The 25,174-nt window shown below is 59.6% G+C and carries 18 protein-coding genes and 3 pseudogenes; 13 read left to right on the forward strand and 8 right to left on the reverse strand.

Annotated elements, in window-relative coordinates:
- Positions 1 to 267 precede the first annotated feature (267 nt).
- Complete coding sequence (locus sphantq_RS22400; protein WP_272800681.1) at positions 268 to 900, forward strand: TetR/AcrR family transcriptional regulator; 633 nt, start codon at positions 268 to 270, stop codon at positions 898 to 900.
- 665 nt (positions 901 to 1,565) lie between these two features.
- Here sphantq_RS22400 and sphantq_RS22405 read toward each other — a convergent pair.
- From sphantq_RS22405 to sphantq_RS22415, 3 genes are all read right to left on the reverse strand, one after another.
- Entirely contained in the window at positions 1,566 to 2,720 is a 1,155-nt protein-coding gene (locus tag sphantq_RS22405) for an IS110 family transposase (RefSeq protein ID WP_272800682.1), read from the reverse strand.
- Between the two features lie 255 nt (positions 2,721 to 2,975).
- On the reverse strand, positions 2,976 to 4,007 hold the full coding sequence (locus tag sphantq_RS22410; protein WP_272800683.1) for an IS110 family transposase: 1,032 nt from the start codon (positions 4,005 to 4,007) through the stop codon (positions 2,976 to 2,978).
- A gap of 99 nt (positions 4,008 to 4,106) precedes the next feature.
- Positions 4,107 to 5,669 (reverse strand): ISL3 family transposase, encoded by a 1,563-nt coding sequence (locus sphantq_RS22415; protein WP_272800684.1) that lies wholly within the window; start codon positions 5,667 to 5,669, stop codon positions 4,107 to 4,109.
- 115 nt (positions 5,670 to 5,784) lie between these two features.
- Here sphantq_RS22415 and sphantq_RS22420 point away from each other — a divergent pair.
- From sphantq_RS22420 to sphantq_RS22450, 7 genes and pseudogenes are all read left to right on the forward strand, one after another.
- Positions 5,785 to 5,997, forward strand: a pseudogene (locus tag sphantq_RS22420) (helicase-related protein); the annotation flags it as partial.
- Positions 5,998 to 6,191: 194 nt separating this feature from the next.
- Positions 6,192 to 6,518, forward strand: coding sequence for an IS66-like element accessory protein TnpA (gene tnpA, locus sphantq_RS22425; RefSeq protein ID WP_272800685.1), 327 nt, complete (start codon positions 6,192 to 6,194; stop codon positions 6,516 to 6,518).
- Positions 6,515 to 6,868 (forward strand): IS66 family insertion sequence element accessory protein TnpB, encoded by a 354-nt coding sequence (tnpB, locus tag sphantq_RS22430; RefSeq protein WP_272800686.1) that lies wholly within the window; start codon positions 6,515 to 6,517, stop codon positions 6,866 to 6,868. Before tnpA ends, tnpB begins: the two co-directional genes overlap by 4 nt.
- Before the next feature lie 67 nt (positions 6,869 to 6,935).
- A pseudogene (tnpC, locus tag sphantq_RS22435) lies at positions 6,936 to 7,967 on the forward strand (IS66 family transposase); the annotation flags it as partial.
- Positions 7,968 to 8,682: 715 nt separating this feature from the next.
- Positions 8,683 to 9,921: a site-specific integrase gene (locus tag sphantq_RS22440; protein ID WP_272800688.1), complete on the forward strand. Its 1,239-nt coding sequence runs from the start codon at positions 8,683 to 8,685 to the stop codon at positions 9,919 to 9,921.
- The gene (locus sphantq_RS22445) at positions 9,918 to 10,889 is read left to right on the forward strand and encodes a tyrosine-type recombinase/integrase (protein ID WP_272800689.1); all 972 of its coding nucleotides are present in this window, start codon (positions 9,918 to 9,920) and stop codon (positions 10,887 to 10,889) included. The genes sphantq_RS22440 and sphantq_RS22445 overlap by 4 nt, the downstream gene beginning before the upstream one ends.
- Entirely contained in the window at positions 10,886 to 11,902 is a 1,017-nt protein-coding gene (locus sphantq_RS22450) for a site-specific integrase (RefSeq protein ID WP_272800690.1), read from the forward strand. Before sphantq_RS22445 ends, sphantq_RS22450 begins: the two co-directional genes overlap by 4 nt.
- Positions 11,903 to 11,988: 86 nt before the next feature.
- On the opposite strand, the pseudogene sphantq_RS22455 reads toward sphantq_RS22450, so the two are convergent.
- From sphantq_RS22455 to sphantq_RS22465, 3 genes and pseudogenes are all read right to left on the reverse strand, one after another.
- Positions 11,989 to 12,357, reverse strand: a pseudogene (locus tag sphantq_RS22455) (alpha/beta hydrolase); the annotation flags it as partial.
- Between the two features lie 346 nt (positions 12,358 to 12,703).
- Entirely contained in the window at positions 12,704 to 13,609 is a 906-nt protein-coding gene (locus sphantq_RS22460; protein WP_272800691.1) for an NADP-dependent oxidoreductase, read from the reverse strand.
- Between the two features lie 341 nt (positions 13,610 to 13,950).
- Positions 13,951 to 14,775: an IS5 family transposase gene (locus tag sphantq_RS22465; protein ID WP_272799736.1), complete on the reverse strand. Its 825-nt coding sequence runs from the start codon at positions 14,773 to 14,775 to the stop codon at positions 13,951 to 13,953.
- A 537-nt stretch (positions 14,776 to 15,312) separates the two neighbouring features.
- Here sphantq_RS22465 and sphantq_RS22470 point away from each other — a divergent pair.
- Positions 15,313 to 16,569 (forward strand): acetyl-CoA hydrolase/transferase family protein, encoded by a 1,257-nt coding sequence (locus sphantq_RS22470; RefSeq protein WP_272800692.1) that lies wholly within the window; start codon positions 15,313 to 15,315, stop codon positions 16,567 to 16,569.
- A gap of 190 nt (positions 16,570 to 16,759) precedes the next feature.
- On the forward strand, positions 16,760 to 17,524 hold the full coding sequence (locus tag sphantq_RS22475) for an acyl-CoA dehydrogenase (protein ID WP_272800693.1): 765 nt from the start codon (positions 16,760 to 16,762) through the stop codon (positions 17,522 to 17,524).
- Positions 17,525 to 17,698: 174 nt separating this feature from the next.
- Here the strand turns inward: sphantq_RS22475 and sphantq_RS22480 are convergent, their stop codons facing one another.
- Positions 17,699 to 18,520 carry an IS5 family transposase gene (locus sphantq_RS22480; protein ID WP_272800664.1) on the reverse strand — a complete coding sequence of 274 codons (822 nt, stop codon included), beginning with the start codon at positions 18,518 to 18,520 and terminating at the stop codon, positions 17,699 to 17,701.
- A 125-nt stretch (positions 18,521 to 18,645) separates the two neighbouring features.
- On the opposite strand from sphantq_RS22480, the gene sphantq_RS22485 reads away from it, so the two are divergent.
- A protein-coding gene (locus tag sphantq_RS22485) for an IS3 family transposase (RefSeq protein WP_443021536.1) occupies positions 18,646 to 19,784 on the forward strand; the annotation gives its coding sequence in 2 pieces (ribosomal slippage) (positions 18,646 to 18,912 and positions 18,915 to 19,784; 1,137 coding nt in all).
- Positions 19,785 to 20,144: 360 nt separating this feature from the next.
- A complete protein-coding gene (locus sphantq_RS22490) occupies positions 20,145 to 20,939 on the forward strand; it encodes an enoyl-CoA hydratase/isomerase family protein (RefSeq protein WP_272800694.1) in 795 nt (264 codons plus the stop codon).
- Positions 20,940 to 21,622: 683 nt separating this feature from the next.
- Here the strand turns inward: sphantq_RS22490 and sphantq_RS22495 are convergent.
- Entirely contained in the window at positions 21,623 to 23,725 is a 2,103-nt protein-coding gene (locus sphantq_RS22495; RefSeq protein WP_272800695.1) for a TonB-dependent receptor, read from the reverse strand.
- Between the two features lie 347 nt (positions 23,726 to 24,072).
- On the opposite strand from sphantq_RS22495, the gene sphantq_RS22500 reads away from it, so the two are divergent.
- Positions 24,073 to 25,161, forward strand: a complete 1,089-nt coding sequence (locus sphantq_RS22500) for a hypothetical protein (protein ID WP_272800696.1) — start codon at positions 24,073 to 24,075, stop codon at positions 25,159 to 25,161.
- The last annotated feature ends 13 nt before the right edge of the window (positions 25,162 to 25,174 follow it).

Raw genomic sequence — 25,174 nt, forward strand, 5'->3', positions numbered from 1 at the left:
GGCAGCACTCAATCCGGCCCCGGGTTCCGCTTCGCTACACCTCCGCCCGAATAGAGCGACAGCGAGCTGAATCCACTAACAAACCAAAGGGTCCACCCGGTGGAGCCAGATCAGATATTCAATAGGCCCTGCCGGAGTTGCATCCGCTACCCCGTCCTGTAATTCCGCCAGCGCTACTACGTCCTGCTGGACGAGCTATCCGTTGCGGCATAATTCAAGCTAAAATCATGCCGCGCAGATTCGGGCGGTTCAGGTCGGAGCTAACGGGTGCAGGGGCGCAGGACGCAAGCGGAAAGAAGCGAGCAAACACGCGACCGGGTGCTAACCGCCGCCATTGCCGTTATGAGCAAGCGAGGTTATGCCGGGTTTCGTGTCACCGAGGTCGCCGAGGTCGCAGGCGTTTCAATCGGGGCTCAATTACATCACTTTCCCACCAAGCATGTCCTGATTGCAGCCGCGCTCACGCGAATTTTCATGGATGCTCGCATTGCAGCCCAAGAGCACGTCAGCGCGATACAGCGGGCACCTGGAATAAACATGGCACAATTGGTCGATTTGATCGTGGCCGATGCGACCAGCTTCTACTTCAGTGAGAATTTCCGTTTCGCCCTCGATATGAGCTTGGCGGCGTCGAGAGATATCGAACTTGCAAATACGGCACTGGAAATCGTTTCGCAGCAAGGGCCTCCAATGGAAGAGATTTGGATCAACTCTCTCAAGGAGGCCGGGGTCGGAGACAAGCTTGCACGAGATACGCTTTCGTTTCTCTGGAGTGTTATTCGGGGCCTCGTAATACGCGCGCTCAGCGTTGACGAACCGGAGCGCCAGAGGCGTGTTATTATTATGGCTCGCGACATGATGCTGGATCATATCAATCTCGCCCATGCCGCCGACGGGTAGGCAAAACAGCGAAAGGGTTCCATTTTTAGCGGCCTTACCCGCCTTGCTTGCCCTCGGTCGCCAAGGTTGACCGTCGCTCTTTAAATAAGGTCATCGATGCCAGATGTGCTATCTGGCCCGTTGGAGTTATCCCGTTCAGACTGGATCGACCGGAGGACATTCACGATAAATTTCGCTTCATTGCTGACCGCATATATGCAAGCGGGCCGCATGCGACGAGCAGCCCTGCCTGCATCAGGATGCGGCGGCGTTGAATTTGGCGAAGGCCTTTGCAGCGTGTGAATCGGCGTCCAAACGGGACCCCTTATCGGCGCGCAAAAGGGGGTCTGACTCATATGTGGAACGGCCCGGTTAGCAAGATGTTTGCCGCGTAAATTACCTTTGGACGGTGCAGTCATATGTCCGACCTCACATGATGATTCTCCGGTCAAGCGTTCTCTGCGTGTGTGATCCGAGGTGAGCTCTCTTCCTGCAGGTCCTGCCTGCTAACCTCACATCCGGCGGGATGATAATCCCAACCACGGTCCCGCATTCGGGGACTGGAGAGCTCCAAAGGAACGGCACCACTCTGTGAAGACGGCAGCAATGTGCCACGCCGGACAACGGCGACGTTCCCTCGGTCACCGGGCTGCAATGCCGTCGCAGTGCTTCCCGATCTCAGTGTTTTAAGCAGTTGGCTTCATAATTGCTCCCTCGGGTATGACGCCATCAACAGCAAAGCGCCACAGAGCGACTAGCAACTTGCGAGCAAGTGCGACTACCATCACTTTGCGAACCCGACGACCAGTAGAACCCGTGCGCTCACGAAACCAAGTAACTTGGGCGGTGCCGGGCTGGTAACGTTGCCAGAGCCAGGCTAACTCCACCATCACCGTTCGAAGCCGCCGGTTGCCAGCCTTCCCGATGCCTTGTTCACGCTCTACCCCACCGCTATTGTAAGGGGTGGCAGTCAGACCGGCATATGATCCAAGCGCTTTGCCATTGGCAAAGCGGCGGACGAAAGCCTCGCGGACCAGAAGGGTGGCACTCTGCACGCCGATACCGCGCAGAGTACAAAGCTGCTGGATCATCCGGCTTGCATCGTCCGAAGCAGTCTCGGCTACAGCGTCGCGGTCGTGTTCCAGCACCGAGATCTGGTCAAGAACGAGCTCCAGTCGGCTCAACAATCGTTCTATCTTCGCGAGCGCGTGAGGTGGGATTGGGTCACCCAGGCCCGTCCGGAGTTCACCTAGACGTCTCCGGCGATTTTTCAGGAGTGGATTGTAGCCTTCAATCCCTAGCGTCGCCAGAACGGCGCCGATCCGATTGGTAAGCCCAACGCGCTCGGACACTAACTCCGTCCGTTCGCGGACACATCGCCGCGCATCCTCGTCGGCTTCTTCCGGAATAGGTACCATAGAACAGACACGCGGCTCTCCGCGAAGCCACGCCAGTAGGGTGCGCAACAGTAGCTCGGCATCGATTCCGTCGGACTTCGCGCGACGCATGCGACGATCCACAGGGACGCTCGAGGGTTGAACGACATGAACTTCAATGCCTTTCCCAATCAGCCATCTCGCCAGCCAGAAGCCGGACCACCCGGCCTCATAGGTGGCAACCACCCGATCGACTGGGTAGCCGGCGGCAGCGGCACGAGCCCGATAGCCCTCGATCGCGGACTCAAGAGCGAGCTTGTTTGGCTCGATAGTGCGCTTGGCTTTTGTCCTCGGCAGCCCGGGCACCTGTGCTGCCAGAACCCAAGTCTTGCTGCTGAGCTCGATAGCCAGAACGAGCGTAGTATCGTATTGGACAGCTTCGGCGCTATTCAATGACTGCGACATGATCAGGACTCCCACTGCTTGAGGTGGCACAGCCTAACCCGGTCTGCGCCTCTAATCATGGGATCTGTTGATGCGGTCATTGACCGCTGGCCACGATGAGATCCGCGACGCCGATCGCCTAATCACTTTCTCGTGCTCTAAGGCACATTGAGTCAGACGGTCTGATCGGTATCGAGGTATCGTCCCTCGGGTTCATCACGCTTTGGCACCTCGCCAACACACCCGTGCGTCAGAACGCAGGGATCCGCAGTTTTCTCACGGCCGCGCCATTATAATCGGCGGCTCGTAAGTACCTCCTTTGACAAGCAATGCCCAGATTGTTCGAGCCATTCGATTTGCGAGGGCAACGGCCGCCACTTTGTAGGGGCGGCGCCCGATTACAGCGGCAACCCAAACAGGTAGCGCCAATCCGCGGCGGGCCTGCTTCAACACGGAAGTGGCTCCGACGATCAGCAAAGTCCGCAGCTGCTTGTTCCCCCGCTTTGATATGCGCCCGAGTCTTTCTTTACCGCCGCTCGAATTCGATCGCGGGGTCAATCCTATCCAGGCGGCGAGATCGCGCCCGGAAGGAAAGGCGCTAGGGTCCTGGACCACAGCGCGCACGGTGGCCGCTATGATAGGCCCTACACCGGGTATCGTGGTCAGTCGTCGGGCAGCGTCGTCAGCTCTCACTGAGTTCACGATCTGTGTGTCGAGATCGTTGATGCGGGCGCTCAGCTTTTCAATCTGTGTAGCCATCTCAAGAAGTGCTGAGCGGGCTAGCCGTGGCAAGCGGGTATCCTGCTCGTCGCGCAGAACAGCGATAAGCTTGGCAATGCTGGTCATGCCTGTTGCACTGATGATACCGAGTTCGGCCATGTGCCCACGCATCGCATTGGCAGTCTGCGTGCGTTGCCGAACAAAGAGTTCCCGCGTTTTCAGGATCATACCAGCAGCCTGTTCTGCGGGCGTTTTGATGGGAACGAACCGCATCGTGGGGCGCATGACTGCCTCGCAGATTGCTTCCGCATCTGCGGCATCAGTCTTGTTGCGCTTTACGTAGGCTTTCACATAGGCGGGCGGCATCAGCTTTACCGTATGGCCCAAACTGCCGATCGCGTTAGCCCAATGATGAGCGGTCCCGCAGGCCTCCATACCCACCAGGCAAGGCTCGAGCTTGCGGAAAAAATCCAGCAATTGGGAACGGCGAAGTGCACGACGCACGACAACGTGGCCTTCGTCAGTGACGGCATGAATTTGAAAAACGGTCTTTGCCAGATCCAGTCCGATCGTAGTGATCTTCTCCATGGGACAACTCCCTACCTGCGTTGTGGTTCATCATCGATACGCGCCTTCGATGCTGGTTCGAAGGGCCGTTCCACACCATCAAATTCCGTGCAATTCGGATCATGCGGGTGCCATAACCCTGGCCTTTAGCAGGTCGATTTTGGCGCGCCCATACATCTGTCGCTTGATGGCCTTCAAGCGGTTGACCTTGCCCTCGACCTGACCGCTGGACCACGGGGTTGAGATCGCGGCAGCAACGGCATCCTTGTCGGCCTCGACGCCGGCGGCGAATGCCGCAAGTTTGGTCTCGGCCGCCATGGCGATCCACGGATCAAGCCGTGCCTTGTCTTTCGATCTCATCATCGCGTGGAAGCGATCGAGAGCCTCGCGTGCGGCGATCAGCGCGGGTACAGCCTTTTCGATTACCGCGTTGATCAGAGCGGTCTGAGCCGAGCCGGTGTCGCGCTCGGTGGTCATGCTGCGCGCTATGGTTCGTGCACTCAGCCCCGCACCGCCGGTGTGGCCGATTTTCTCGTCGCGACGCCGGCGGGTGGCCCATTCGCTGACCACGCGTAACGAACCGCAAAAACCGCATGCTTTTAGCCGCCGCCACAATTCGGCGCCGCCCCGGCAACCGGCGCTCCACTCCGCTTCGAGGGTCAGCGACCAGGCATCGAGCGAACTCTGGCGCGTGCGGAAGGTGTCGTGACGCTGGCCGCGAAGGATCTTGCGGATGGTATTGCGCGACACGCCGGTTGTGCGTGCCACGGCTTTGATCGGCACGCCTTGCCCGGCCAGATCAATGATCTGGCGGTTAAGTGCCTCGCGCAATTGCGCGCCATCCCACTGGATGCGCTCGGCGCGGGTCAAGGTGGCCGGATCGACCGGCCCCGTCGGCGCCAGCGCGCGCCGCAAATATGGCATTTCTGAACGCACTGCCGCCAGAAACGCCGCCGAGGCATTCTCGAACAGATGCCAGCGGTCGGCCACCTGCTGCGCCTGCGGCGCCGCCTCACTGGCAGCCGCGCCATAACCCGGACCACGGTCGCGACAGATGATCTTCACCTGCGGGTTCTGGCGCAGCCAGGCGATCACCGTGTCGCGCTGGCGATCGGGCAGCAAATCGATGACCTCGCGGCGCTCGAGATCAACCACGATGCTCCCGTAGCTGTGGCCCCGGCGCCATGCGAAGTCGTCGATGCCGACGACCCGCGCAGGTGGCGGCGGCACGGCCGCAGGGTCACCGCGTCGAAGAACCCGCAGCATTGTATCACGCGACCACGGCGCCGATAGACGCGCCATCATCCGCGAACCCGGCCTTCCCCCCAAAGCGATCGCCACCGCACGCACCAGCGCGTCGCAACGCCCCACCCTGCGGCCATATCGGCGGCCAACAGGTGGAGCCAACGGCTCACTGAACGTGCGCCGTGGGCAAGGCGTGTGCAGACAGCGGAACCGTCGAACCGACAACCGCAGCCTGACGGTGCTGCCGCTGACCGGCAGATCCGACAGCCTGCGGTCGTATCGGCTGTGGAGTGACGCCGAGGGCATCGCGCAGTCCGGGCAGTTCGCCCCCGCCGCCGCCAATCGACCCGACATCTCGACAATCCCGTCGATCACAGTCCGGCTTTCCACGATCAAACCTGGTAGCCGCAGGCTACTGTCCCATGCTTTCGAGGCCATCGACGTGCGCTCCTTGCTGACCCCCGGTGGAGTTGGCCGGACACAGCGTGGAAATGTCAAATCTGCACGGAATTTGAGTCAGACCCCTTTTTGCACGCCGATCCACAGGGCTGCGCGCCTCTCCAGCGTTCGCGACGCCTTCAACTCACCGTTCCGACCCTTTGCGCTAGCCACGACCTCTGTCGGACAGGAAGGCCTCGACTTTCACCCTTATTGCTATCGACTCTACCACTGGAACTTGCCCGGAAATCCGGTCGATCTTGAGCAGCGCGAGGGGCGTGTCCACCGCTTCAAGGGTCACGCGATCCGCCTCAATCTAGCGCATCGGCAGGTTGATGTGGTGCGTGGGCGCGAGGTAAGCGCAAAAACCTTCCCACATTTTCGTAGCGGCTGATTTGGCTATGTTTCGCCCCTCGTCTGAGGGGTATCGTAGTGGCTGATGATGTAAGAACATTCGAAACAGGTTTCGAAAGGCCGGAGGGTCAGCGGCCCTCGCGTATGGACGTCATTCCAGCGGGGCCGATGCGGCGTCGCTGGTCAGCCGAGGCGAAGGCACGGATCATCGCGTCGAGTTTTGAGCCCGGTGCCAACATCGCCGAAATTGCGCGAACGCATGGACTGCTGCCACAGCAGCTTTATGCGTGGCGGCATGACAGTATTCCGGGCAAACGCCTTTCCAGCAAGAAGCTGGGCTTTGTCCCGGCGGTGATCGAAGATGCGCACGGCAGCGGCTCTGCTGATGGTGGAGAGATCGTGATCCGCACTGCTGCCCTCGCGATCCATGTGCCGCCGGGCGCGAGCGAGGATCATATCGCCCGGGTGCTGGCCGCTGTGAGCCGGTCGGGATGATCATCCCGCCAGGACCGCTCAAGGTGATGGTGGCGACAAAGCCGGTCGACTTCAGGAAAGGGGCCGTCAGCCTGGCGGCGCTGGTCGAGCACGAACTCGGGCTCAAGCCCTTCTCGGGGGTGGTATTCATCTTTCGCTCGAAGCGGGCGAACAGGATCAAGCTGCTGGTATGGGACGGCACCGGCCTGGTGCTTGTGAGCAAGGTCTTGCAGACCGGAGGCTTTCATTGGCCCCGGGCGCACGATGGCGTGATGCGGCTGTCGGCATCGCAGGCGTCAGCCTTGTTCGAAGGGCTGCAATGGTCGAAAATGCACACGCCGCGCACTCAGGCTTCGGTGACGACGCGATAGGTCGCACGCCTGATTCCTCTGGTCGAAATGCCCTTGCGGACCGCTCCCAAACTGCCAGAAATGGGGCATGCCTGCCACCGCAGCCGACCTTCCTGATGATGTCGCCATGCTCAAGGCGATGGTTTTGGCCGGCCTCGAGCGTGAAGCTCGGATGCAGCATATCATCGACCAGATCACCCGCACGACCTTCGGGAAGCGGTCGGAAAAGCTGAGCGAAGATCAGTTGGCGCTTGCCTTCGATGATCTCGACGTCGCCCGTGCTGAACTGGAGGCGCTTGGTGAGCAGGCGGCAGGTCAGAAGAAGGAGCGGACACGAAGGGAAAGCGGGACAGCACGGGCGTCGTTACCCGCCCACCTGACCCGCGTTGAGGAAGTGATCCTTCCAGACGAGAAGGCATGTCCCTGCTGCGGAGGCGCGTTGCACTGCATAGATAGCGACATATCGAGCCGACTTGATGTGATCCCGGTCCAGTACCGCGTGATCGTGACGTCTCGCCCGAAACTAGCGTGCCGCGCATGCAGCGACGGCGTGTTCCAGGCGCCTGCGCCCAGGCATGTGGTGCCAGGTGGCGTGCCCACCGAAGCGCTGATCGCCGATGTTCTGGTCAGGAAATATGCCGATCACATGCCCTTCTATCGCCAGACACAGGGGCTGCGGCGTCAGGGCATCGAGATCGACCGGGGAACCATGTGCAACTGGGCGGGCAGAGCTGCCGCCTGGCTCGGTCGCCTGACAAGCCGGATGAAAGCCGACCTCCTGTCGAGCGCCCGGCTGTTCGCCGACGAGACCACTGCCAAGGTCCTGGCACCCGGCACGGGCAAGGTGAAGACGGGGTATCTCTGGGCAATCGCGCGTGATGATGGCGCGCATGGCGGCACCGATCCACCGGCGGTCGTCTACACCTACATGCCGGGTCGCGGGAAAGTCTGGGCGGAAAAGCTGCTTGGGGACTTTACCGGTATCGTCCAGTGCGACGGCTATGGTGCCTACAAGCACATCGAGGCGGCGGACCGTAAAGGCGGTCCCGGAACGCTCGCATTCTGCTGGGCGCATTATCCAGAGCATGGTTTTATCTGGGGCGTTTTGGGATATAATGCGGGCTTGCCGGAGGTTTCGGCGCATTGGGCTCCAGATAAAAACCGCGACCTCGCAGTTGGGGGCCGCCGCGCGCGGGGGCAACGTTGCAGATACCATTGCGTACCAGGTCGACGATCGAGGACTATGTCGCCACGCAGGAGTGGCGGCGCGCGCGACTGTTGCGCTGCCCGCTCCATCCGAGCGGCGGCTGTGCATTTCGGCGGCATGGCAGCTATGCGCGCCTGACCAGTCCGGGTGTACGGATCGCTCGCTGCTACTGCCCACAGGGGCACATAACATTCAGCCTGCTCCCAGATTTTCTCGCCGCTCGGCTGCCCGGTTCGCTTGCCGCGATCGATCGCATCGTTGGGATAGCCGCGTCGGAGCGAAGCATGGAAGCCGCCGCAGACGCAGCACGCGGCACGGATATTTTCCTTCCAGGCGCGGTGCGCTGGCTTCGCCGCCGCGTTGTCGCGGTGCGCAGATCCGTTGCCGCCGTCAAAGTAATGGCGCCCCGGTTGGCGAGGCCGGGCTTGCCGGTGAGCGACGTTCCGGCCCTTGCGACGCTCCGCCAAGCCCTTTCCCCGCAGCTGTTGCACTGTATTCCGGCACCCTTGGGATTCCGACCCATCCAGAGGATAGGCAGTGTCGGCGATGCCGATGGCTCTTGCCAACACGATGCGGGGCGTGATCACGCTTTCACCGTCAGCTACGCTTTGCCGATCGAGGTAAAGCCATGCCCGTACATGTCGATCATATCGCCGCAGCCGACCCTGCGGCGCCCACCCCCGACGATATCCGCCGCATCTGGAGCGCGGAGCGGCGGCTCGGGGCTGGAACAACGATTGTCTATCTGATCCGCATCCAGCAGTTTCGTACCTATTGCGCCTTGCACGGCCTGGTCGAGCGAGAAGAGTTGACCCTCGAACGCGTTGGCCGCTTCAAAGACTGGTATGCAAAGCGACGGGGGCTAGACCCACTTTCTCTCAGACTTTCCAGCAGCGCCCTGCTGTCGCTCAGCCGTGTCTATCATTGCTTGGGGCTTGCCCCACCTGACTGGCGACCGCCTCGTCCAGGGAAGGCTTTGCTGTCGCCGTTGCTCGCGCAGTATGCCGCCTATCTGACCCAGCATCGCGGTAATCCAGAGGTGACGGTTCACAAGAAGCTGGGCCACATCGGTATGCTTCAGGATCACTTGATCCGGGTCGGCAAGGACTGGCACTCGATGCAGATAACCGATGTCGACGCATTTCTGGTTGGCCGCGCCGCGCGATACTCCCGATCGCATGTGAGCGACCTTGCATGCACGGTACGCTGCTTTTCCCGTTTCTTGCACTGGAGTGGCCAGAGTCCGGTCGATATCAGCGAGGCCGTGGTCGCGCCCGTGCAACGACGGCACGAGCGACCGAGACGCGCCCTTTACTGGGATGATGTGAAGCGGCTCCTGATGGCCGTGGACAGATCGAGTCCGCAAGGCCTTCGCGACTACGCGATACTGCTGATGATGAGTACCTATGGCTTTGGCGCCGGCGAGATCATCCGCTTGCAGTTTCGGGATATCGACTGGGATAACAGCACGCTGTCAGTCCTTCGCCCAAAGACGGGCGTCGCATTCATGCTGCCGCTGTTGCCACCCGTCGCCAAGGCGCTGGCAGAGTATCTACGCCACGGCCGGCCCGCTGATACACCCACCCGCCATCTTTTCGTGCAGATGAAGATGCCGCTGGAGCCATTCGCGGCTTCGAGCGCGATACGCCACATCGTGATGAAGCATGCGAAGATCGCGGGGATCGATGCACCATTTCTGGGCAGCCATGTCTTGCGACATTCTCACGCGGCGCGCCAGATAGACCTGGGTGCGCGGCCCCAAGTGGTATCGGATCTCCTTGGTCACCGGGATCCAGGGTCGGTCTCGGCCTATGTGCGGATCGCCACCGCATCCCTGCGCGAGATCGCATTGCCGGTGCCGACATGACCACCGTCATCGTCCTGGAAGAGTTGAGGAACGACGCAGCAAGCTTCCTGGCGTTCAAGCGCGCCATGGGCCATCCCTATCGACGCGGCGAGTTTGAGATCGAACGCTTCCTTCACTTCGTCGAAGACCAGTGGGGCAACGATGTCGATATTTCGCTGGCCGAAGCGATCAGCCGCTGGTGTGGGCGTTTGCCCGACCGCAAGGCCGTCACGCTCGGCAATGAGTTCGGGGTAATTCGTCAACTTTGCCTGCATCGCCGGCGTCGCGATCCCACCAGCTATGTGCCCGAGCACGCCTTTGCGCCGGTGAAAGAGTCGACGTTCTTTCCTTATATTTTCAGCCGCGACGAGATCCGCTGCATTCTCGCCGCCGCGTCAGCGCACCAAGGCCGCTTCATATGGGCTTCGATGCTGCGAAGGCTGATTCTCGTGCTCTACTGCACCGGCCTCAGGCTCGGCGAGGCGGTGCGCCTGACCATGGATGATGTCGATCTCGACCGTGGGACCTTGCTCATCCGCAACAGCAAGCGGCGTACGCGGATCGTCCCCATGCGCGACGATCTTGTCGCGGAGCTTGGCCTCTATGTCGATGATCGATGCCGGGTGCTTCACGATCGTGGCCAAGGGGATTGCGAAGCGCTGTTCGTTCGCCTCAACGGCGCGCCACTCCATACCCACGCGGCTTCCGACGCTATTCGCAACCTCCTGCGCCGCCTCGATATTAAGCCCGCGCAGGGCCGCGTCGGAGCGCGCCCATATGAGTTTCGGCATGCGTTCGCGGTTCACCGCCTGACAGCATGGGCGGAGGAAGGCGCTGACATTCACGCCAAGCTCCCGTGGCTTTCGGCCTATCTCGGGCATCAGAACGTCATTGGCACCGAGGTCTATCTGAAGGCGACGCCGCAACTCCTGGAACTCGCGAGCACGCGCTTCGAACAACATATGCGCCACGCCCGGCAGCCACGATGAGCAAGGCCGGACCTCAGCTGCTGTTCGCTCTGGTGGAGTCGTTCTTCTCCAGCTATCTGCCGCGCCAGCGCGGCGCGAGCCCACATACGACGCGCGCCTATCGCGACGCGCTCAAGCTGCTGTTTCAGTTCGTTGCCCGGCGATGCGGCCGCGAGGTCGCTGCGCTTGTGCTGGAGGATCTCGACGCCAACACCGTCGCCGGGTTCCTCGATCATCTCGAGGGCGGAAGGTCCAACTCCACCGCGACGCGCAACTGCCGCCGTGCCGCGCTTCGCAGCTTCTTCAAGCACCTCTTGCGCAACGATCTCGACAATGCGCTCCGCTACACGCAGGTATTGGCGCTGCCCTCGAAGCGGGCGAGGCAGAAGCCCGCAACCTACCTCGAAGCAACGGACGTGCGGGCCATCATCGCCCATCCCGATCGGCGAACCCGCAGTGGCTGGCGCGATTACACGCTGCTGCTTTTCCTCTATAATTGCGGCGCCAGAGTGAGCGAAGCAACCGGCCTGCTGTGGCAGGACCTTCAACTGACGCCACCGCACCAGGCCCGATTGCGTGGGAAGGGCCGCAAGGAGCGGCTCGTTCCGCTATGGCGCGAGACGGCCGACGCGTTGCGGCGCCTGCAAAACCTGTCGGGCGCTGCGGGCCAGCAGCATGTTTTCATGAACCGCCACGGCCAACCGCTGACCCGCGATGGAGCCGCGTACATCCTTACCAAGCATGCCTCGCCAGTCGTCCAGGATCGACCCAGGCTGGCGCGTGACCGTATCACTCCTCACGTTTTCCGCCACAGCTGCGCCGTCGCGCTCCTGCAGTCGGGCACCGACGTGACCGTGATCCGCGACTATCTCGGTCATTCCAGCATCGCGACCACGAACCGGTATATCTCGGCGAACCTGAAGATGAAGCGCGATGCGTTAGAGAATTTCTGGAAGCACGCCGGTATCGAACCCGCAAAGGCCACGCCTTGGAAGCCAAAGCCGGATCTCCTTTCGTACCTGCGGTCCTTATGATTTTATCACGAGCTCCAGACTGACCTTTTCCGCTGATCTCGGACATCAGAATCGCGGGACCCCAGATAAAACCATGCTCTGGATAATGCCCCCATCAGTGAGGCCCCGCCGGAATTGCCCAGAATAACGACCTTTTCCACGCCCGCTTCTTCTCGAAGCCAACGCACGCCGACCCCGATATCAATCAACGCATTTTCGAGCGCAAAACCTGTAGCGGTTGCCGTCCCCTGGTAGCGCGTGTTCCAGCCCAAAAATCCATATCCTCGCCGCGCCATGTAATCGCCCAAATAGTGGCACGAAAAGTCGCCGACGTAATGAGTTGCGATGATGGCAGTCTTCGGACGTTTTCCAGCGGGCGAGTGGTAGACGCCGGAACACGGATATTGACCAAAAGGGAAACGAGCCTTCGTCGGCGATTCCTTATAAACGCTTATGTGATCAATATCCTGATACATAAATGGCCTTTCAGATATAAATTCGCGGCAAGACGATTTTTTCAATATCGGATTTACTTGGTTTAATCAGACGAAAAAGCGCATCGACACAGATATTCTGCCGGTTCTGAGTTTCGCGCCGCCGGTGGCGAGAACACTGGCTGATCATCCTCGGCGGTCATGCTTTCCACGTTCAAAGCCGAGAGACCGTAAAATGGCGCATGAAGACCGGGGACCGGGTCCAGAAAATCCCCTTTCTAGTGAAGTCAAAACGACATTTGTCGGCCTGCAGTAACATGAGAAGCACTCCCTAGCCGACAAATGTGGTCGCGAATCTGTCTCCTGATCACACAGGAGACAGAGATCATTATCTGATTTTGATTGCCAGGCGGCCCGTTACATGGCCAGCCTGACTGATCTTATGCGCTTCCGCTACTTCATCCGGAGCAAACAGCTTCTCCACGGGAATTTTGAAGGCGCCCGCTTCAGAGAGGGCAGCAGCTTCCGCCAGTAGCTTCCCTAGGTCGGCGCTGCGGGCCGTCGACATGTGCGCGCCATGCTGCATGGCGCTGAAATCGACGATTGATACCACGCTCGCCGCATTGCCCGTGATCTGGATGAGGTCAGGAATATCGCCTGAGCCCACAAGATCAAAAGCCGCACTGATGCCATCGGGCGCCAATGCGCCTACCCGCTCGACCAAACCCGGACCATATGTGGTTGGCACCGCACCTAACGAACGGAGATAGTCATGCTTGGGCGCACTGGCGGTGCCGATCACTTTTAGTCCCCGCTGCTGTGCAAGCTGAACAAGCGCGGAACCCACGCCGCCTGCTGCTCCGCTGACGAGGATGGTCGTTCCCTTGGCGGGGGACACCAGATCCAGAATGCGGGTCGCGGTCTCGACTGGCGTACCGAACCCCGCGGCTTCTTCAAACGACAGGTTTGACGGCTTGAGAGCCCAATCGGTCAGGATTGCATATTCGGCAGTCGTATCAATACCGCTGCCAAAGATAGCGTCGCCTATGGCAACCCCCGATACACCCTCACCGATTTGATCGATTACACCTGAAGCATCCACTCCCACTCCCGAGGGGAGCGGCCGTGGCATGAATTCCCGCATGTAACCGGCCCGGATTCTCCAGTCGATTGGGTTAACCCCTGCTACGTGCACGGCTATCCGTACTTGCCCGGGTCCAGCATGCGGCTCAGCTACTTCCGCCAAATGTAGAACTTCTGGCTCTCCATATTCGTTAAACTGAACTGATCGCATATTTAGGTACTCCATCCTCAAACTCGGGAATTTATGTCCGTCGGTGCGTGTGGCTATTTAGGTCGTTGCTTGGGCCGAGAGATAACTGTCCCTACATGCGAGGCCGGAAGGGCTTTCCGCGATGGTCGCTCGGCGCGGGTATCGACAATATCCCTGACTCGTTGGCTTACTTCCCCATTTCTTTCAGTGGAAATTGGGCGGACGCCGCACCAACCGCAACGCCGCTATTGCTCTGCCGCCATGTTCACATCGATGCGCTAAAGAGGCATGTTTCCAAATCCAGCGGCGTAATACCCTTCTATATAGATATGTTATGGTGGGCTCAGAGTCCGTTTGGAAAATCAGGGATGAGCGTTTCGTCGTAGGAGATTGCCGCCCATGGCGACGAGGATCATGGCGTGTGATACGTCGATGCGCTTCTCGTAGTCGCGAACCAATCGGCGCCAGCGGATCATCCAGCCAAAGGTCCGCTCGACGACCCATCGCCGGGGCAGCACCTTGAAGCCTTTCTGCTGATCGCTTCGGCGGATGACCTCGATGACGAAATCCAGATAGCTGGCCTTGTCCATGAGTTTGAGACGGTCATAGGCGCCATCGGCGAAGAGATGTTTGACCCAAGGCCATCGCTTGCGGATGCCGTCGAGGATGGTCTGGGCGCCCGCACTGTCAGAAATGTCTGCCGTGGTGAGGTTGACCATCAGCAACCGGCCATCGGTATCGACGGCGATATGTCGCTTGCGCCCGACCACCTTCTTTCCGGCGTCAAAACCGCGCTTTTCCGCCGATGGTGCCTTGACCGACTGGCTGTCGATCACCGCAGCGCTCGGACTGGCCTCCCGCCCCTGGCGCTCACGATCCAGCATCAACTCAATGTCATGGATCGTCTGGAACAGGAACCTGCGCGCCAGTTCGCGAAACCAGCCATAGACCGTCTGCCACGCCCCGAAATGGATTGGCAGCATGCGCCAGCCACAGCCCGATCGAACAAGGTAGCGGACCGCGTTGATCACCTCGCGGAAATCCACCTCGCGGGGGCGGCCCCGACGCCCCGGCTGGGGCATCAACGGTGACAGGCGACCCCATTCCTCATCGGTCAGGTCACTGGGGTAGCGTTTCGTCTTCTTGGCAATCCGGGCAATTCGCCCTCGGCTCTGCTGGGTCCACATCCAGAGCCTGAATCAGACGGATAGCCCCGACGCAACCCCTTCAGCCGATTTTCCAAACAGCCTCTCACAGCTTTGTCAATGGCCGGGACAATGCCGACCGCGCCCCGCCGCGAGAGAAGTCAGGAGAGATCGACAGCATAGGAAGGTCGATAAGCTTCCGGAAATCGCATCTCGCCGGTGCCCGAAAATGACCGGGGCTGAAGCGGGCTGACGCACAGGCGCTGCCTATTGCGATGCTCCTCCCGGCCAGGGGCCGCATAAGCAATGCTGCGCGGGCATGGCGGGCTTCTCGCACCCGCTATGGGTCTCATTCGGGATTGTCGGCTTGAGATCGATTTGACTTTGACTTTATTTCTGGGCCATCACGATCGCACCGGGCTATCGAAATCATGAGTGCAGAATAGCGCGTGTGTCCACACGATCAGCATTCGCCCAAACGATCAACCGTTCTGCGACAGATGTCTGATGACATAAAGGAGGGTAGGATATGCGCATCGGCGGTGAGCAGGATATGACAGTCCTTCTGGATCGTGTCTGATGATCCGCTTGGGTCGAGAAGCTAAGCTGGACGCGATAGACTGGGCACAGCTGATCCGTCCGGGGGATCTCGTCGTCTGGGGACAGGCATCGGCTGAGCCAGTCATGTTAGCCGAATCCCTCCTGGCGCAGCGAGGTTCGATCGGCGGGTTCCAGGCGTTTATCGGAATCGGCTGGTCTTCAAACATCAGCCTTGCCCACGTCGATCATGTCGCCTTTTCCTCTTATTGCGGTACCGGCACTAACCGGCATTTGGGTGACCATCTCGATATTCTGCCAATACCCTATGCGGCGCTGGCTCCCACCCTGGGCGCGCGAGCTCCCGTTCTATTGCTCCGGCTTGCTCCAGGACGTGATGCGGATCATTTTGGATTCGGCGCTGCGCAGGACTATGTTGCCGATTTGATGGATCAAGCCCGGCTCGTGATAGCCGAAGTCGCCGATGACGCTCCTTGTACGGGTGAGGGGATGGAAATCTCTCGCGAACGGATTGATATTTTTGTCCGCACAAGCCGCCCCAATGCCTCGGCGGGGTTAACGCGCTTCGGCGAAGTGGAGCGGGCCATAGCGGCTCGAATGGCGGGATTGGTCGAGGACGGCGCGACGTTGCAGATCGGATTGGGCAGCATCCCGGCTGCATTGATGCGCGCGCTCACCAATCATCGCGACCTTGGTATTCATTCCGGGCTGATAGGAGATGAGGTCGCCGATCTCGCTGAAGCGGGCATCATCACCAATGCCCGCAAGACTATTGACAGGGGGGTGAGCGTCGCTGGCCTGCTGGCTGGAGGCGAACGCCTGATGCGCTGGGCGAACGCCAACAAAGCCTTGCGCCTGCGTCCGGCCAGTTACACGCACAGTCACGCGACGCTGGCGGCGATCGATCGGCTGGCCGCGATCAATTCAGCCATAGAGGTCGATCTGAGCGGGCAGGTGAATGCCGAAGTCGCCGATGGCCGTTATGTTGGGGCCGTAGGTGGGGCGAGCACTTTCCTGCGGGGCGCCGCGGCATCGCGCGGTGGGCTGCCGATTGTCGTCTTACCTGCTACCGCCGGCGCGCGGAGCCGCATCGTAGCCCGACTTTCGGGCCCCGTCAGTACCGCGCGAGCGGACGCCGGCATATTCGTGACGGAATATGGTGTTGCCGACTTGCGGGGCCTTGGGCTGCGCGCGCGACAGCAAAAGATGCTCGATATCGCTGCGCCCGCCCACCGCGCGGCGATTGAAGCCGACATACGGTCCGCCGAAAGGTCTTGAACATATACCGCGTTGAAGCCGCCCTTGCGGATCGCCCCGATAATGCCGCGGAGACGGCCGGAGCTGACCTGTCCTAGTCCTTTGATGCCGGATGTCCACGGGGAGAATCTGTCGAATGAATATACAGTCCTGGATCGGCCGACAGGAAATCGGTCATGATATCGCCGATCCTCAGCGTGTGGCTGGGCTTATGGCCGTGCTCGATCATGATCGGCCGCCTTGGACCCCTGGCATGCTGCCACCGCTAGGTCATTGGCTGTGCTTCCCGCCGACAGTGCGTCAGTCGCTGATCGGGGAATGCGGCCATCCGCAACGGACGAGTACGGGACTGCTGCCGGCGATCGATCTGCCGCGTCGAATGTGGGCCGGTAGCCGGGTGCGCTTTATCGCCGATATACCGTTGGGCACGCAAATGACCCGGGTTTCGACGCTCGTTGCCGCCCAGTTCAAGGCAGGTCGGTCCGGTCGGATGTTGTTTGTCACGGTGCGGCACGAGATTGCGCCCGAAGGGGGTGACACAGCCATTATTGAAGAACAGGATATCGTATATCGCGAAGCTGCCGTTCCCGGCAGGCCTGCGCCACGTCCGTTGATCGATGCTGGCGAGGCTGATCAGCTCACCCGGACAATCGTCCCGGACCCAGTGATGCTGTTCCGTTACTCTGCGGTGACATTCAACAGTCATCGCATCCACTATGACCGTGATTATTGCCGCGACATAGAGGCTTACCCAGGTCTGGTGGTTCAAGGGCCCTTTATAGCCACTTTATTGCTCGACCATTTACTGAGGCATCGACCGGAATTGACGATCACGGCCTATCGCTTTCGCGCGCAGGGGCCGATATTCGACGGCGAAACCATTACACTTGGGCTGACGGAGGCCACGGACGCAGTTATATTGCGGGCAATTGGCCCGGCCGGCCCGGCTATGGTGGCAATAGCCGAGTATCGCTGATGTTTCCGCCCTGCCGCTCGTGTAGGTGGTGACTGATGGCGGTGAGCGTTGCAAGGGCCGAGAGGATAATCGCTGCCGGGCGAGTTGAGAAGCGACTTGAGTTACATCAGTTATATCGATATAGAAGTAATATTGCACCGCTGAGTGTCAGATTCATAATTATTTGTCGTAATTTCATGTCCTTGCGATGCGTCGCGTGAAGATTTGAATGGATGCGATAAAGAGCCATGCGGTTGCTGATGCGATCGTCTGCTCGAAGTCTTTAGCGAGGCGGCGGTTCCGGTTGAGCCATGCCAGCGTGCGTTCGACAACCCATCGACGGGGCAGCACCTCGAAGCCATTGGCGGTGTCTGACCGCTTGATGACTTCGACGGTCCATTTCCCCATTCGCCGTAAAGCCTCTCGGAGTTTGTCGCCAGCATAGCCGCCATCGGCGAAGACGTGCCGCAGCCACGGAAAGCGCCGGATGATGTCGCGCAGCACCATCGGCGCGCCGTCGCGGTCCTGAATGTCAGCGGTGTGTATCACGGCATGTACCAGATTTCCTTGGGTGTCGGTCAGGATATGGCGCTTGCGACCTTTCACCTTCTTGCCAGCGTCATAGCCACAAGGGCCGCCGCTTTCCGTGGTTTTTACGCTCTGGCTGTCGATCACACCTGCCGATGGCGAGGCCTCGCGGCCGGCCATCTCGCGCGATGCCATAAGCAGAACATGGTTCATCGTCAGCCACAGGCCGTTGTCACGCCAGAGGTAAAACCAGCGACGCACAGTCGAGACCGGCGGAAAGCATGGAGGCAGCATCCGCCATGGCAAGCCACCACGCAGAAGGAACAGCATCGCTTCGACAATCCGCCGCATCGGCCATTTCCGCGGCCGCCCTACATGCGACGCCGGTGGCAACAGCGGTTCCAGCACTGACCACTCGGCATCCGTCAAATCACTTGGCAAAGTCAGCCCGCGTCGCGCATGAAGCGCGCGAGTGGTATCGGTCCACATCGTTGATCCTTGGTCGTTTTTCGCAAAACTCCTGAATCAAAGAGGTGGCCTAGCAAAACTGCACATCGGGATAAGTGGATTTTCTGCCTGACGGCGGCCAGGATGGCCGCGTGACAGGAGTAGAGATGAGCAAACGACCACGCCGGAATCACAGCCCGGCATTCAAAGCGAAGGTGGCATTGGCCGCGGTGAAGGGCGAGAAGACGCTGGCGGAGCTGGCGCAGCAGTTTGACGTGCATCCGAACCAGATCACGCAATGGCGCGGGCAGCTTCTGGAAGGGGCTGCCGGTGTATTCGGGAGCGAGACGCGGAGCGAGGCTGCCGAGCCAGTGATCGACGTAAAGACGCTGCACGCCAAGATCGGTGAACTGACGTTGGTGAACGATTTTTTGTCAGGGGCGCTCGGGAAGGCGGGACTGTTGCCGAGCGCAAAACGATGATCGACCGTTCGCACGCACTGCCATTGGCGCGGCAAGCCCGGGAGCTGGGGATCAGCCGGGGCAGCATTTATTATCTGCCCAGACCGGTGCCTCCTGCCGATCTCGCCATCATGCGGCGGATCGACGAACTGCACCTGGAGTTTCCATTCGCCGGGAGCCGGATGCTGCGCGACCTGCTCCGGCAGGAGGGCTTCAAGATCGGCCGCCAGCATGTTGGCACGCTGATGAAGACGATGGCGATTGAGGCGATCTACCGCCGCCCGAGCACATCGAAGCCCGCGCTGGGGCACAAGATCTATCCCTATTTGTTGCGCAAGCTGGCGATCGTGCGTCCCAACCAAGTCTGGGCGACCGACATCAGTTACATTCCGATGGCGAGGGGCTTTGTCTATCTCGTTGCCATCGTGGACTGGTTCAGCCGCAAGGTTCTGGCCTGGCGGGTGTCGATCACGATGGAAGCCGATTTTTGTGTCGAGGCTCTGGAAGAAGCATTGGCGCGCTTCGGCAAACCGGAGATTTTCAATACCGATCAGGGCAGCCAATTCACGAGCATGGCCTTCACCAGCGTGCTGCTCCGAGAAAAAATCGCCATAAGCATGGATGGCAGGGGCGCGTGGCGCGACAATGTCGTTGTCGAGCGACTGTGGCGCTCAGTCAAATATGAGGAGGTTTACCTCCGGGCCTACGGCGGGGTCAGCGAAGCCCGCGCGTCGATCGGTCGTTATCTGAACTTTTACAATGGAAGGAGGCCACATTCGAGCCTCGCCGCCAGGACGCCGGATCAGGCGTATTTTGACAACCTGCCGGTAATGATGGCAGCATGAATTTGGCAACCAATACGGGGCGTCACTCCGATCGGGCTACGCCCTCCCTGCATGACGCCCCGTATTGGCAAGGCAAGGAACCCGGCAGACGATCCACTTAACAATTGCCGATCCCTGTTCAGACAAACCCGGCCACCTCTCAACGACAGGCATAGCCGTCAAGCTAACCTGCTGATACCACTCACCTTAATTTCGGATCAGACACTGAGATAGTCAGACCCGATAGTCGGTGAACGTTGGCGGCCGATTGGTGTGCAACACTCAGCCCCGCGCGCCTAGGAAGCTTACGCTGACAAACAGCTGCATACCTAAATAAGTCTCGTTTTCGAGTGTAATGATAACAGGAAAGGTGGAGATGATATGGCCAGTGTGGATGTAGAACGCCAAGGCGCAGCTGGAATTATCCGCTTTAGCAACCCCCCTTATGGCGTGATGGCCACCCCCCATGCTCAGGAAATGCTTACCGCTTTCAGGGCGCTCACGTGTGATTCATCAGTGCAAACTATCATCATCACAGGTGGCCAGCCTGGTATTTTCAACCGCCATTGGGATGTCAGCGAATTCGTGGCGATTATCGATGCCGAGGATGCGGGATTGCCTCTTCCCGATATGGGTGGAGCTGCCGGTCATCAGCCATTCTCGCAGCTGATCGAAGAAATTGCAGAAGCTCCCCAGCCCGTCATCGCGGCCATCAACGGTCTCTGCATGGGTGGCGGATTTGAGCTGGCGTTGGCCTGTGACCTTCGCATAGCGGATCCCAAGGTCGAGGCCATCGGTCCAATAGAGTGCCGCGTAGGGACGCACCCGGCTGGTAGCGGGCCTTCCCGGTTGCCCCGTATCGTTGGCGAAGCCAAGGCTCTGAACATCATCCTGCGCGGCCTGACATTCACGGGCGCCGAGGCTTATGAGATGGGCCTGGTGACTGAACTGGCCGACGATCCGGTCGCGCACGCACTCGAGATTTCGCGTGTCTGGGAAGGGCGGGTTAGCGAGGGGCTCGCGAACGCCAAGCGATTGATCCGCTCTGCGTTCGATCGCACGTTGGCTGAAGGAGTGGCCGAGGAGGGTCGCCTTCATGGCGAGGTAATAAGTTCGCCGGCGGTGCGTAAGAACTTGCGCAGGTTGCTCCCTCCAGCAGATATAAGGGATCTGTAACGCTTGCTCGTCCCGCAGCTTAGAGCCGGATGGCGGAGCCGATGAACCGCCGTTGACGATCGAAGTCGACTTCCTATGTCAAAAGCTCTCTGGCGGAGGGCCTACATGAATGCAGACCGTCTAGCTCAGAGACGGTCTGCATTCATGATCCGGAACAGCTAATGCTTCATGGCTGCCCGACGTATGGGATAGTTGGTCAACCGCTGCTTGCATGATGCCCTGCCAATGGCCGATGAAGCATCGCCAAGTTGCGATGAAGATGATTTGCGCCAAGCATGATCTCGCGCTGATACACTTTCGGCCCGCTGGATGGAATCTGAGGCATAGTGGAAGTGGGGGGGGGGGGGCGCTATCCGCTCGTGCATGGATGGTGCCGCGTTGACGCCCGCGCGGATTGCGTACCTTCGCATATGGGGCCAAGCCCTGTTCAAGAGCCATGCTCAGGCCGTTGCAACGGCTCGGTGCTCCGCATGAGACGCCATGGTCTCTTGCGTGAACTGAAGGAAAAAAGCATCGGTGGTTGATTTCGCCCGCACACCGGCGGGCGGATCTCCGATAATCAGAGCATCAGAGTGCTGCACCCGCTCAACATCGCGATGAAAGCATATTGTAGTTATGATCGGAATGTAACCGGATGGATGTCGCATTAGCGATATCCATCCGATCCCCGATCATTACCTCATTTAGAAATTGGCGCTGACCCGAACGCCATATGTGCGTGGAGGATCCACGAAGCCCGAGCCCGGCCCAGGGAGTGCGCCGACATTGAGCGTCTCGAAGGTCTCGGTATCGGTGATGTTCCGGCCCCAGATCCCTATGCTCCAGCTGCCGTCCTGAGGTCCGTAATCCAAATTGGCGTTGAGCTTGTTGTTCGCTTTGAGAAGCGAGCCGTTGGCGTTGGTGAACACCGCGTACTGCGACGAACTATGGCTGAAATTCGCTGTAGCGCGAATGACTTTGTCGCTGCCGATGTCGAACTCGTGGCGATAGTTGACGTTGAATGCACGCTCGGGCGAGAATGGCAGACGGCGTCCGGCGAAACTACCTGCCGGCGTCAACAGCTTCCGGATGTCCCCGTCCAGCAGGACGACGCTTCCGCTCAGCTGACCCTTTTCGCCGACCTTGACGGATGCATCGACTTGCAGCCCCTTGATCCTGACAGATTCAGCGTTGTAGATCTGGCTCTCGGCGGTTGCCAGATTGCGCGAGGCAACCTGATAATTTTTATAGTCGTATCGAAATACTTCGAGGTTCAGCGTCACCATGTTGTCGAAGAACCGGTTCTTCATGCCCGCAGTATATGCGACCAGTTCGGCCGGAAGATAGGTGGCCGCCGCGCCCGAAATTATGGTGGTCGGAGCCGAACTGAACCCGGCCTGGTTGAAACCGGTGGCGACAGACCCATAGAGCAGCGACGACGATGTCACATCCAGTTCCGCCCCCGCGCGCCAATCGACGCGGTCGGTTTTCAACCTGCCCGCGAAAGGAAGATCGACGAGCTGGACGCCGGACCTGAAAACCATGTTGCGGCCGACTATACTCTTCTTGTCGGACGAATAGCGGATACCGCCGGTCAGACGTGCGCCTGGAAGAACCTCGACCGTTGCTTGGGCGAAGCCTGCATAACCCTTCGCCTTCTGATCGAAGACGTTATCGCGGAATACCGGACCGATGAAGGATTGGGCGACAAAGTCGATCGTGCTGTCGTAATAATAGACGCCTGTCACGAAATCGACGCTACCGAACTTTCCGTTGATTCGCGCTTCCTGGGTGGTGAGTTCCGTTTTCTGCGGAATCAGCACACTGAATGTCGGGATACCCGCATTGGGATCTCCAGGATACACGTCGGTAAATTGTGCGCCCTTGAAGTGGTTATACCCTGCCAGATAGGTGAAGGTCAGATTGTCGCTCAGTTCATGCTGCAATTCAGCGCTGGTGAGATAGGTGTCGTAATCGACGAAATAGCCTAAATCACGAGGGCTGATCGTCAGACGCCGGATATCGTTGAACGGGCGCGGGTTATTCTGACTTTGCCCTCCGGTGCCTCTGTTGCGGGCATAGGTGCCTGCCACAGTGATGCGGGTCAAGCTACTGAGATCCCAGCGCGCGGTCACGCGCAGCGCCGACTGGTCCTGATCGTCTCCGTCGCCGTTGAAAAAGCCGTCACGTCGGCTGATAAGGCCAGCTACACGCACCGCGAAGGCGTCCGAAACGGGCAGGTTGACGGCGGCAAAGGCCTGCACAGCGTCATAATTACCATATTCGAGATAGCCTTCGGCCGTGCGCTCGTTACCCGGCTGCTTGGTCACGACGTTGATGACACCGCCGACTGCGTTGCGGCCATACAGCGTTCCCTGGGGCCCAGTGACGATCTCGACCCGTTCCGTGTCGAACATGGCGCTGCCGGTCATTTCGGCCGGGATGTAAACCCCGTTTACGTTGGTTGCCACGGCTGGGTCTGCATTAGGCTGGGTCACGGCCTGGCCGACGCCGCGCAGATAGACGAGGGTCTGCTGTCCTCGTGTGCTGAACCGAACGGAGGGCGAAATGGCCGTCAGCTGTGACACATTCCGGATGCCCAGCGTCTCCAACTGCTCGCCGCTCGCGACTGCCACCGCAGCCGGCACCCGCTGCACCGACTGCGACCGCTTTTGAGCCGTGACGATGATTTCGCCGTTCTCCGGCTGCTCAGGGGCAACTGCGGTTTCCTGCGCATAGGCTGCTTGGCTCGCCAGTATAGCAGCAGTGAAGCCAGCATAAATGATGGCGTTTCTATATGTCCTCATGTCCACCTCCTTGAACTCTAAGCATTATTGGCTGCTCACTGCAGCATGTCGTCCATATGGTCAGGCGTCGCTTCAGATCGTGAGCTGTTCACGCTTCAGCCGTGAAGGGTGCCCACAACCACTCCCTTGTGTCGCAATATCAAGCCCCATCCAGAAACCGCTTCCTGGAACGACGGGTCTCCCAAACCAATATCGATAATATCGATAATATCAACAATCATTTATGCGGTCACGAAGGCGTAGCTGCGTGGACAAGATGCCTTTGCGTTCTGATAGCATTTGTCTTATAGCCAATACCGTGCACAATGTGCAAAAGAAATCTCCGACGCTTTCACAGGATCGCTTCAATGGCTGAAATACTTGGTATCGGCATATCTCATTATCCGCCGCTGAGCGGCAGCGACGCCGACCTGGCCAATATCCTCAAAGGCCGCCTTTCCGATCCGTTGATTCCTGCCGATAAGAAGGATCCGGCCAACTGGCCTGCGCTCATGCAGGCTGAATGGGGAGGGGACAAAGGCCTTGCGGCTGCGGCCCGCCATCGCGCGGACATGCTTCGCGGCCTGCGCAAGGCCCGTGAGGCCATCGACGCCTTTAATCCGGATTTCGTGGTGATTTTCGGCGATGACCAATATGAAAATTTTCGCGAGACGATCATACCGCCATTTTGCATCATGGCCTATGAAGACCGCGAAGTCCGGCCCTGGGCACAGGCCACCGAATCAGCGATGTTCGCCACGGACGATGCGCATGGCAAGGCGGCGCGGGCTAATATTTGGGGCGAGCCGCACGACCACGCTCTTCTGGTACGCGGGCATCGCCAGGGTGCGCGGCATATTGCCAGCGAGTTACTGACTCGCAGCTTCGACGTCTCATACGCTTACAAGCCGCTCCACCATCCCGGACTGCCACACGCTTTCCTGAATTCCATATTATATCTGGATTATGATCGTCGGGGTTTCGACTATCCCGTTATCCCCTTCCAGATTAACTGCTACGGCAGGCTGGTGATCAGCCACAAAGGCTTTCTGTCGGCCTTTTCGGACACGGAAACCATTTTCGATCCGCCATCGCCGTCGCCGCAACGGGTGTTCGAACTTGGCGCGCAAGTCGCGCGGATCTGCGCAGAGAGCGAGTGGCGGGTGGCTATCATCGCCTCATCCAGCTGGTCGCACGCTTTTCTCACCGATCGAACCTGGCGCATGCAGCCAGATATCGACCTCGACCGCGACCTCTATCACGCTATGGTCGAGGGGAATTACCAACGCTGGCCGCAATTGACGCTCGCCGATATCGAGGCGTCGGGCGAACATGAGCTGTTGAACTGGTTCGCGCTGCTGGGCGGCATGGATGCTCTTGGCAAACGCTGCACATGGTCGGACATGGTCGAGACATATCTCTTCAACTCCACAAAGGTGACCGCAGTTTTCGAATAAGAGGCGGACCGGG

The sequence above is a fragment of the Sphingobium sp. AntQ-1 genome, from assembly GCF_028538045.1.
Taxonomy (GTDB): Bacteria; Pseudomonadota; Alphaproteobacteria; order Sphingomonadales; family Sphingomonadaceae; genus Sphingobium; species Sphingobium cupriresistens.